The 9738-nt window shown below is 66.7% G+C and carries 10 protein-coding genes; 4 read left to right on the top strand and 6 right to left on the bottom strand.

Annotated features, from left to right (window positions below; all coding sequences use genetic code 11):
- Positions 1 to 305 precede the first annotated feature (305 nt).
- The 4 genes from cobM to NI1_RS07965 all read right to left on the bottom strand — a co-directional run bounded on the left by cobM (position 306) and on the right by NI1_RS07965 (position 4091).
- Positions 306 to 1064: a precorrin-4 C(11)-methyltransferase gene (cobM, locus tag NI1_RS07980; RefSeq protein WP_067816263.1), complete on the bottom strand. Its 759-nt coding sequence runs from the start codon at positions 1062 to 1064 to the stop codon at positions 306 to 308.
- A 285-nt stretch (positions 1065 to 1349) separates the two neighbouring features.
- Complete coding sequence (locus NI1_RS07975; protein ID WP_067816260.1) at positions 1350 to 1775, bottom strand: PPOX class F420-dependent oxidoreductase; 426 nt, start codon at positions 1773 to 1775, stop codon at positions 1350 to 1352.
- Between the two features lie 490 nt (positions 1776 to 2265).
- Positions 2266 to 2901: a LuxR C-terminal-related transcriptional regulator gene (locus NI1_RS07970; protein WP_067816257.1), complete on the bottom strand. Its 636-nt coding sequence runs from the start codon at positions 2899 to 2901 to the stop codon at positions 2266 to 2268.
- On the bottom strand, positions 2898 to 4091 hold the full coding sequence (locus NI1_RS07965; RefSeq protein ID WP_067816255.1) for a sensor histidine kinase: 1194 nt from the start codon (positions 4089 to 4091) through the stop codon (positions 2898 to 2900). The genes NI1_RS07970 and NI1_RS07965 overlap by 4 nt, the downstream gene beginning before the upstream one ends.
- Before the next feature lie 92 nt (positions 4092 to 4183).
- Here NI1_RS07965 and NI1_RS07960 point away from each other — a divergent pair, with 92 nt between their 5' ends.
- The 3 genes from NI1_RS07960 to NI1_RS07950 all read left to right on the top strand — a co-directional run bounded on the left by NI1_RS07960 (position 4184) and on the right by NI1_RS07950 (position 6924).
- A complete protein-coding gene (locus tag NI1_RS07960; RefSeq protein ID WP_067816252.1) occupies positions 4184 to 5233 on the top strand; it encodes an ABC transporter permease in 1050 nt (349 codons plus the stop codon).
- A 25-nt stretch (positions 5234 to 5258) separates the two neighbouring features.
- Entirely contained in the window at positions 5259 to 5984 is a 726-nt protein-coding gene (locus tag NI1_RS07955; protein WP_067816249.1) for an ABC transporter ATP-binding protein, read from the top strand.
- 118 nt (positions 5985 to 6102) lie between these two features.
- Positions 6103 to 6924, top strand: a complete 822-nt coding sequence (locus NI1_RS07950; protein ID WP_245663126.1) for an endonuclease domain-containing protein — start codon at positions 6103 to 6105, stop codon at positions 6922 to 6924.
- 61 nt (positions 6925 to 6985) lie between these two features.
- On the opposite strand, the gene NI1_RS37030 is transcribed toward NI1_RS07950, so the two are convergent.
- Both NI1_RS37030 and NI1_RS07945 read right to left on the bottom strand, forming a co-directional pair.
- Positions 6986 to 7399 carry a DUF4254 domain-containing protein gene (locus NI1_RS37030; RefSeq protein WP_245663164.1) on the bottom strand — a complete coding sequence of 138 codons (414 nt, stop codon included), beginning with the start codon at positions 7397 to 7399 and terminating at the stop codon, positions 6986 to 6988.
- Positions 7400 to 7539: 140 nt separating this feature from the next.
- Positions 7540 to 8676 (bottom strand): epoxide hydrolase family protein, encoded by a 1137-nt coding sequence (locus NI1_RS07945; RefSeq protein WP_067816244.1) that lies wholly within the window; start codon positions 8674 to 8676, stop codon positions 7540 to 7542.
- A 63-nt stretch (positions 8677 to 8739) separates the two neighbouring features.
- Between NI1_RS07945 and NI1_RS07940 the strand changes: the two genes are divergently transcribed.
- Positions 8740 to 9702: a helix-turn-helix transcriptional regulator gene (locus NI1_RS07940; RefSeq protein WP_067816240.1), complete on the top strand. Its 963-nt coding sequence runs from the start codon at positions 8740 to 8742 to the stop codon at positions 9700 to 9702.
- The last annotated feature ends 36 nt before the right edge of the window (positions 9703 to 9738 follow it).

Below are 9738 nucleotides of genomic sequence, written 5' to 3'. Positions count from 1 at the left end.
CCCAAACCTCGTTTCCGGAACACTCTGCGCAGCGCTCCCCGCCGAAAACCCGAACCGGACGCCACGCCGCTTTTAGCGTGACGTCCGAGGTTCGGGGCTCACTTCACGTAACAATCAGACAAAAATGTTCTCTTGGCTAAGCGTTCAGCCCGATGCTCCCGTTACATGGGCCTGCCCACACCCGTCGGGCACGACGGGGCCTGGGTTGCGATCCTGCTGCTGAACACTCGGTCCAATCTACCGTCCGGGTGCAAGCCGGAACCAGAAAGGGCCATAGGGCTCGGCTATCACCCCATTTCACGCAGTCAGCGCGTGATATGCGTCCTGTCGCGACCCGGGTCGTAGAGGTGCGATTGGGCGCAATCGAGGGTTTCGGCGAGGGCGCGGCCGACCAGAATCACGGCGGCTTGCCGCAATCCGGCGGCCTCGACGCGGTCCGCGATATCGGCGAGAGTGCCCCGCAAGACGAGCTGTTCGGGCTGGCTCGCGCGGTAGACGACGGCGACCGGGCAGTCGGATCCGTAGTCGGCGGCGAGCTCCTCCGCCAAACCGCGGATGCGGGTGATAGCGAGGTGCAATACCAAAGTGGCTCGGGTGCGGGCGAAGTTGGCGAGCGACTCCGATTCGGGCATCGCCGTGGAGCGGGCCTGTGTGCGCGTCAACACGACCGACTGCACTTGCTCGGGGACGGTCAGTTCTACGCCCAGGACGGCCGCGGCGGCCGCGTAGGCGGGGACGCCGGGGGTGACATCCCAGGGGATGCCGAGGGCGTCCAGGCGGCGCTTCTGCTCGGTGAGGGCCGAATAAATGGACGGGTCGCCCGAACACAGCCGGGCCACGTCTTTGCCGGCCCGCTGCGCACGGGCACAGTGCTCGATGATCTCGTCCAGATCCAGGCCCTGGGTGTCGATCAGCTCGGCATCGGGCGCGCAGTGCGCGAGCACTTCCGGATCCAGATACGTGCCCGCGTACAGGCAGACGGGCGAGGTCCGCAGCAACTCCACCGCCCGCACGGTCAGCAGCCCCGCCGACCCGGGTCCCGCCCCGATGAAGTGCACAGTCATGCCCGCGAGTCTCGCATACCGGCTCAGGCGAACCGGTTTCCATGCAGCCAGGTCGCGGCCACGGAGCCGGCGACCCGGTCGATCAGTTCTCGATCGCCGTCGCCGCCGAGCAGGTTGAGCCCCGGCCCGCACAGCCACGTCCTGGACCCGCAGCCCGGTGTAACCGACCTCTTCGAGCAGGGCCAGGGTGCCCGAGAGTGGCCTTCCCGGGCGCGGGGTAGATTCGGAACTCACAGTTCCGAATTTGGCACGAAACGGAACTCACGGTTCCGCAAAGGGAGTCGACTAGCCGGTGACGTCGAAGTCGGCGATGACCTTGGTCGGCTTGATGCGGACGACCAGCTCGCCGGGCACGCCGTTGCGCTTGCCGAACTCCTCGGCACGATCCGCGCCCATGTAGCGGCCGCCGATGAGGGTGGCGGTGCGGACCAGTTCGTCCAGATCCTCGGAGACTTCGGCGATGCCTTGGACCTGGACGAAGGCGTACGGCGGGGCTTCCAGATCCACCAGCAGGGCCATGCGGCCGTCACGGACCGCGGCCTTGCCCTTGGCGGAGGTTCGGCCGGTGTTGAAGACCACTGCGTCGCCGTCGACCACGAACCAGACGGGGGTCACCAGTGGGCGGCCGTCGGAGGCGGTGAAGGCGAGTTTGCCGGTGCGGGTGCCTTCGGAGAGGAAATCGCGGACGTGGGGATCACTCAGGGAGGCCATGGGCCAAACGGTACGGCTCCGACTCCGGCATTCCAGGCAACGCGCTGGTCTGGCTATCGGGATAAACGAAATAGTGTGGCCACTTCGTGTGCCGTCCCCGACGTTGGTCCCCCGCCGTGTGCCGTTACCTCACCTTCCGGCGTCGTTCCGGTCGTTGTCACCTTTTCGGGCGAAAACGACACGCGCGCAGGTGAAACCGGGAACTGGTAATGGTGGTTTCGGCGTGTCGCCGCAGCAGATTCCCGGTTTCAAGCAGACCAGGCGGTCAGTGGGAACTGGTTGCGGCGACACGCCGTGAAACCCCGCAACCATTTCCCACTGACCGATGAGTCTGTTTTTTGTTCTTGGTTTTTCCGCTCGAGAAGGTGACAACGGCCGGAACGACGCCGGGAGGCGAGGTGACGGCACACGGCGGGGGGACCAACGTCGGGGACGGCAGGCGAAGTGGCCACACTATTTCGTTTATCTCTTCTCCCGAGCCGGGGACGCTCTAGATCGCACCGCGCTCACGAGCACGCGCCACTGCGGAAGTGCGGGACTTGACGCCCAGCTTCGAATAGATGTGCACCAGATGGGATTTGACCGTCGTCTCACTCAGGAAGAGGCGCTTGCCGATCTCGCGGTTGGAGTGACCGTCAGCGACCAGGCGCAGGACCTCGATCTCGCGGGGGCTCAATGTGGTGTCGGGTTTACGAACCCGCGTCATGAGTTTCGATGCGACAGAGGGAGATAGGACACTTTCTCCCGCCGCGGCCGAACGCACCGCCGCCAGGAGTTCGGCAGGCGGGGTGTCCTTCAGGATGTAGCCGGATGCGCCCGCCTCGATCGCGCCGAGGATGTCGGCGTCGGTGTCATAGTTGGTGACCACCAGGACATTCGGCGGGGCGGGGAGTTCGCGGACGGCGGCCGTCGCTTGCGCGCCCGATTGGCCGGGGCCGAAGCGGAGGTCCATCAGGACCAGGTCTACGGGGGTGGTGGCGCAGAAGGCTACGGCTTCTTCGGCGGTGGCTACCTCGCCGATCACCTCGATGTCGGCGGAATCGCTTTCGGCCACACCGGAATCCAGGAGGGCGCGCAGGCCCGCGCGGACGATGGCGTGATCGTCGGCGAGCAGGATGCGGATCATTGGTCCTCCAGGGGGAAGGAGACGGTGACCGCGGTGTGGCCGGGTTCGGACTCCACGTTCATGGTGCCGCCCTGCTGTTCCACTCGATTGCGCATGGCGGTGAGGCCGAAGCTGCCGGAGGGAGCGTGGTCGAGGACCGCGGGGGCGATGCCGATGCCATTGTCGACGACGTCCAGGTGGACCGCGTCGTCGGCGTAGGTGAGGGTGATGCGCATGGCCTCGGCGTGGGCGTGGCGCTCCACATTCGAGACCGCGCTCTGGGCGATGCGGACCAGGGCGGCCTCGGTGGACATGGGGAGGCGCTGTGGTTCGCCCTCCACCAGGACCTGGGCGTCGAGGCCGGGAGTGGCGACGCGTTGTGCGATGCGGGTCAGGGCCTCGGTCAGGGATTGGCCGTCGAGGGGGGCGGGGGTGAGTTCGGCTATCAGATTGCGGGTTTCGACCAGGCCCTCGGCGGCGGTTTCGCGGGCCAGCCGGATCTTCTCCAGCGCGGGATGTTCCGGGGCGGCGCGTTCCACGGCGTGCAGCAGCATCTGAATACTGCTGAGGCCCTGGGCGACCGTGTCGTGGATCTCCTGGGCCAGGCGTTCGCGTTCGGCCATCTTGCCGGCGGTGCGTTCCTGTTCGGCGAGAGTGGTTCTGGTGGCCAGCAATTCGTCGATGAGCTGCTGGCGGTCGGCGGCCTCGCGGAACAGCGCCTCGTAGCCGAGGCCGATCGCGACCGCGACGAGCGCGCCCAGCAGCGGGCCGATCACGCCGCCGAAGGTCCAGCCCTTGTGCAGCGCGAACCCCACCACCGAAACCGCGGTCGCGGCGGTGACGGCCAGCAGGCCCCAACCGCGCGGCAGTAGATGCAGATACAGGAAGAACAGGCCGAAAACGAGGTAGACGGCGAACGGTGCGACGCAGACAAGTCCGAGCCACAGCACGGTCAACGCGCCCAGCCACACCCGTGCGGCGAGCAGGCGGCGCCGGAAGCGGGTGCCGGCGAAGTAGACCCCGAGGAACGCGCCCGCCAGCAGCACCACCACCACGCGATGCTCATCCGATACGACGGCCTGCCCGACCACGATCGCGGTCAGCACCACCAGCAGCACATGCAGGCCCACCTGCATGGCGGCGAAGACGGGGGTCAGCGGCGATCGATGCACGCCGACCAGCTTATGCCCGGCTATTCGAGCGGCATCCATCGAAAGGAGTAAACGCTCACCCACCGTTGGCTGGGCCGATCTTCGTTCGGCGGCGCGATGGAATCCGGGCCCGCCGGCGACAAGGTGTAAGTATGTTCGTCGCACTCCGGGATCTGCGGGCCGCCCGCGGCCGCTTCCTCCTCATCAGCCTGGTGGTCACGCTGGTCGCGCTGCTGGTCAGCTTTCTCAGCGGGTTGACCGCCGGGCTGGCTCATCAGAACATCTCGGCCATCGAGTCGTTGCACACCTCCACGGTGGTCTTCGCCGACACCGGCGCCAAACCCTCCTACGATTCCTCCACCCTCGGCATCGATCAGGTACAGACCTGGCAGCAGGCCGGCGGCACCGTCGATCCGATCGGCATCAGCCGGACGCGGGCCACCGTCAATGGCGCCTCCCCGACCCAGGTGGCCCTGTTCGGCGTCGAGGGAACACCTTTCGGCAATCGCACCGCAACCCAACCCGGTTCAGTCATTCTGAGCAGCGCCGCCGCGAAAGACCTGGACGCGAAGACCGGTGACACCGTGGACCTCGGCTCCGGCAACTTCACCGTGCAGGGGGTGACCGGCGACGACTGGTACGCCCACACCCCCGTCGTCTGGATGACGCTCACCGACTGGCAAACCCTCAACCCGCGCGCGGGCGCGGCCACCATCCTCGCGGTCTCCGGCGTCAGCGACACCTCCGCGGTCAACGCCGCCGCCCACACCACCACGACCACCACCAAGGGTTCGTTGTCGGCGATGAGTTCCTATCAGGCCGAGAACGGTTCACTCACCCTCATGACGGTCATGCTCTTCGCCATCTCCGCCTTGGTGATCGGCGCGTTCTTCACCGTCTGGACCGTGCAACGCCAACCCGACATCGCCACCCTGAAAGCGCTCGGCGCGACCACGGGTTCGCTGGTCCGAGATGCCTTGAGCCAGGCCCTGATCGTCCTCACCCTGGGCGTCGGCGCCGGCGTCGGCGCGACCACCGTGGCGGGCCTGTTCATCGGCGACGCAGTGCCTTTCGTCCTCACCGCGGCCACCACCCTGGTTCCCGCCGCCGCCCTGATCCTGCTCGGCCTGCTCGGCGCGGCCTTCGCCCTGCGCTTCCTCGCCACCACCGACCCGCTCACCGCCCTCAACCAGGCGCGCTGAACCTCCACTCCCCCAGGAGCTTTCGATGACCAACACGCTCACGGTCGCCGACCTCGTACTGACCTTCCCCGACGGCGCGGACCGCATCACCGCCCTCGATCACGTGAACCTTCAGGTCCGCGGCGGCGAGATAGCCGCCATCACCGGCCCGTCCGGCTCCGGCAAATCCACCCTGCTGGCCGTCTCCTCCACCCTGCTGCGCCCCGACTCGGGCCAGGTGGAACTCGAAACCGCCACCGGCACAGCCGACCTCGCCGCCCTCTCCCGCAAAGACGCCGCCACCCTCCGCCGCGACTCCATCGGCATCGTCTTCCAGCAGTCCAACCTGATCCCCGCCCTCACCGCACTGGAACAGCTCGAGGCCATGTCCCACCTGGGCCAATCCTGGTTCGTCTCCCCCGCCCGCCGCCGCGAAACTCGTTCCCGTGCCGCCGATCTCCTCGACGCCGTGGGCCTGGCCGACCACGCGACCAAACGCCCCGCTCAACTCTCCGGCGGCCAGCGCCAGCGCGTGAACATCGCCCGCGCCCTCATGAACAACCCCTCCCTCCTGGTCATCGACGAACCCACCAGCGCCCTCGACCAGGAACGCGGCGCGGCAATCATCGACCTCATCGTCGGCATCGTCCGCGAACACCAGGCGGCAACCCTCCTCGTCACCCACGACCGCACCCACCTCCACCAGATGACCTCCGTCCACCGCATGGTCGACGGCGTCCTCACCGAGGAGCCCGCCACCCTCGCCGCCTGAGCGTGTCGCGCGCGAAGTCCCACTTTTCTTGCACCCCACCGAATCCCATCCCCACCCTTGATCGGTGGGGGTACTCGACGAACCGTTCCCGGGAACATACGCACGAGCCGCCGGAGTCGTGACGCTATGGGAACTGCGCCACGACTACGAGCGGATCTTCCCCGATGTCTATGTGCGGAAAGGCATCTCGCTCGACGCCGCGGGTAGAGCGCGAGCAGCCGCGCACTGGGCGAAGGGCGCGGCCATCATCACCGGCCATTCCGCAGCCGCCATGCACGGCACCCGCTGGCTCGATCCCACTCGCCCCGCCGAACTCGCCCACCCGAACCGCCTGAAGCCTCCCGCCGGGATAAGCGCCGTACGCGATACCATCCCGCCGCACGAAACCTGCGATATCGACGGGTTCCGAGTAACCACTCCTGCCCGCACCGCCTTCGACATCGGCCGCCGCACGCCACGAGATCAAGCGATCCCAGTCCTCGACTCCCTCTGTGCCGCAACAGGACTACACCCGAACGAAATATCCAGCCTGACCCGCCACCACATCGGGGCCCGCGGCATCCGGCACCTAACCTCACTAATCCCACTTATAGACGGCAGCGCCGAGTCACCCCCGGAATCGACGACCCGCCTCCTCCTCATAGACAGCGGCTTTCCCACCCCCACCACCCAATTCGTCATCCGCGACCCATCCGGGAACTTCATAGCCCGCGTCGACATGGCCTGGGAACCCTGGCGTGTAGCAGTCGAATACGACGGCGCCCACCACTGGACCGACAAATCCCAGCGCACCCGAGACATAGACCGCTACGCCCTACTCGAATCCCTCGGCTGGCGAGTAATCCGAGTAGGCGCCGACCTCCTCCGAAACCGCCCCCACATCATCGTGGACCGAGCCCACTCCGCCCTCCGCGCCGCCGGCGCCCACCTGGACGCATGATCACCGGGAAACTGTTGCGGCATTTCGCGAGTAACCCCCGCAACCAGTTCCCGCTCGGCGGTTAGTGGCAGCCGGGGAGGCGGCGGCGGCCGGTTCGGACTTCGGAGGTTAGGTCTTCGTAGCCTATGGCCAGCTCGGCTAGGTGTTGCCAGATGGTGGTGAGGTCTCTGGTGGTGGCGCTGGCTAAGGCTGCGTAGGCGTGGGCGGTTAGGGCGGCTAGGCGGTCTATTACTGCGCCTAGGGTTTCGGTGTGGACTCTGGCGCCGCCGTGGCTTGGGGGGAGTTGGGAGGTTATCCAGACGTCTATTTCGTGGACCAGGTCGGTGCGGATTTGTTCTAGGGCTTGGAACTGGTCGGGGGGTGCGGATAGGCGGCGTTCGTGGATTTCGGCTAGGTCGTGGGCGGCGCGGAGTAGGGGGTGGCCGGGGAAACCGCTGCCTCGGCAGGCTCGGAGTACTTGGCTTTTGGTTGGCATCGGGTCCCGCATGGTGAACGCTCCTCATACCGCGCACTAGCTAATTCGGAGCACGATAGTTAGCGGAGATGACCGGGGAATGTCCGGGACGGAACCAATCCGCTGCCGTTCTGCGACTGGGGGTTTCGTTTCGGGAACTGTTACGAAATGATCTTGGTGAAGAAGGTTGCGATATCGGTGGTGTGGGCTTGTGGAACGTCCATGGCCAGGAAATGGTTGCCGGTATTTCCGGTGGGCCAATAGGCGATGAGATTGTCGCGGTCGGCCAGGCGGCGCATGAGGGGGGAGCCGCCGGCGTAGACACCGGCCGGGACCAGTTTTTGGCCGGTGGGCCAGGCGAAACCATTGTCGCCGAGGCCGTTGTACATGGGCCAGGAGGAGGTGGCGGCGGTGTTTGTGAACCAGTAGAGCGCCACATTGGTGAGGAGTTGGTCGCGGTCGTAGGCGTCTTCGAAATTGTCTGCCGAGTAGGCGAATTCGTTGAATTTGTGGACGAGCCAGGCGAGCAACCCTACGGGGGAATCGGTCCAGGCGTGGGCGAAGGTCTGAGGGGCGGCATTCAGCAGGACGTGGTGATTCACGCCGGACTGCCACTTCTGCATCATCTCCCATTCGATCAGTTCGTCCGTATTCATGTCGGGCACATCGGATGCGGACGGCATGCCGAGTCCGCCGTCGATGTGCACGCCGACAATGCGGCCCGGGGCGACTAGGGCCATCTCCTGGACTACGTATGCGCCGAGGTCGCCGCCTTGTACGCCGTAGCGGTCGTAGCCGAGGCGGGCCATGAGTTCGATCCACATGGTGGCGACCATGCGCGGCTTCATGCCCGGTTCGCGCGGTCCGTCGGAGAATGCGAAGCCGGGTACCGACGGGATGATCACGTGGAATGCCTGCTGGTTCAGGCCGTGGGCGCGCGGGTTCGTCAGTAGCGGAATGGTTTTCGTGAATTCGACGAAAGTGTTCGGCCAGCCGTGGGTGAGGATCAGCGGGAGTGCGTCCGGCTCGGGGGAACGGACGTGCAGGAAGTGCACGTCCAGGCCGTCGATCTCGGTGATGAACTGCGGGAACTCGTTCAACGCGGCTTCCTGTGCGCGCCAGTCGAATTCGGTCCGCCAGTACTCGGCCAGTTCGCGCAGCGCTTCCACCGGCACGCCGCGCTCCCAGCCCTGGCCGGGCAGCTGTGCCGACCAGCGGGTGCGGGCCAGGCGGTCGTTCAGGTCATCGAGATCGGACTGCGGGACGGCGATGCGGAAGGGGCGGATCTCTGTGCTCATGGGAACTACGTTAGAAATGATATAGGTCAGGTTCGGTCCTAATTGCGGAGGAGAGTTTTCGATATGAGCGATACCCCCGCACGGCTCTTACGCCTGCTGTCCCTGTTGCAGACCCCGCGCGAATGGCCGGGCAGTGAACTGGCCGACCGGCTCGGCGTCTCCGACCGCACGGTGCGCCGCGATATCGACCGGCTCCGCGAGCTCGGCTATCCGGTAGCGGCGACCATGGGCACGACCGGGGGGTATCGCCTGGTCGCCGGGGCCGCCATGCCGCCGCTGCTGGTGGATGACGAAGAGGCCGTGGCTATCGCTGTCGGCTTACGCGCGGCCGCGGGCTCGGCGGTGACCGGTATCGAGGAGGCGTCGGTGCGGGCGCTGACCAAGCTGGAGCAGGTGCTGCCCGCCAAACTGCGCCGGCGAGTGCGGGTGCTGAACATCGCGACCGTGACGCCCAGCGCGAATGCCGAGCCGGTCGATCCCGAGGTGCTGACCGCGCTGGCCGCCGCCATCACCAATCGCGAACGGGTGCGGTTCGCGTATCGCTCCGGAACCGGTGAGGAAACCCGCCGCAATATCGAACCGGTCGGACTCGTTCCCTCGCACCGCCGTTGGTATCTGGTGGGCTTCGATATCGACCGCGCCGATTGGCGAACCTTCCGGGTGGACCGTGTCGAACGCCCGCAACCCACCGGAGCCCGCTTCACCCCCCGTGACCTCCCCGCCGCGGATCCCGCCGCTTTCGTCGGCGGCGCGCGCACCGACTGGGGCGCACCGGCCATCCGGATTCACGTGACCATCGCCGCCCCCACGGGCCGCATCGCCGGCAAACTGGGTGACGCCCCGGGCGAACTCACCGCCCTCGGCAACGACTCCTGCCTGCTCGATATGACCCGCGAAGACAACCCGGACTGGCTGGCGGTGCGCCTGCTCGACCTCGGCGTCCCGTTCGAAGTGCACGATTCCCCGGAACTCCGAGCCGCCCTGGACGCGGTACGCCAACGCATCAACGGTGCACTGCGGGCGTAGGACTCACGCCTCGAACCGGTATGCGAGGGTGGGAGG

This window comes from Nocardia inohanensis NBRC 100128 (genome assembly GCF_001612945.1).
In the GTDB taxonomy this organism is placed as follows: Bacteria; Actinomycetota; Actinomycetes; order Mycobacteriales; family Mycobacteriaceae; genus Nocardia; species Nocardia inohanensis.
This window is presented reverse-complemented; position numbering and strand designations above follow the sequence as displayed.